At 69.5% G+C, this 272-nt stretch carries 1 protein-coding gene; it reads right to left on the reverse strand.

Going from position 1 to position 272, the window contains the following annotated elements; translation table 11 throughout:
* Positions 1–83: 83 nt before the first annotated feature.
* Positions 84–272: hypothetical protein (locus ACLJNW_RS25140; RefSeq protein ID WP_410961347.1), on the reverse strand; the 189-nt coding region annotated here is incomplete at its 5' end.

Consider the following 272-nt stretch of genomic DNA (forward strand, 5'->3'; position numbering starts at 1 on the left):
CGTCGATCCAGCCCCAGGCGTAGCCGGTGGCCAGACCTACCGCGAACAGCGAGAGATAGCGGAGCATCGCGGCCTCCTAGGGCTTACGCCTTGGCGTCCGGGGTCTTGTCTTGTTTGTCCTGGCCCTGCGGCTGCTGGGCCGGGCGCGGGGCTTGGGCCTGCACTTGCGGGCGGGCCGGGGCTTGGGCGGTCGGCGCCATCGGCTTGCCGCCCACGGCCAGCAGATCCACTAGGACCTGGGTATTGGTGATCCGGCCGAAACGGTCTTGGGT

The sequence above is a fragment of the Salmonella sp. SAL4457 genome (assembly GCF_046548235.1).
In the GTDB taxonomy this organism is placed as follows: domain Bacteria; phylum Pseudomonadota; class Gammaproteobacteria; order Enterobacterales; family Enterobacteriaceae; genus Salmonella; species Salmonella enterica.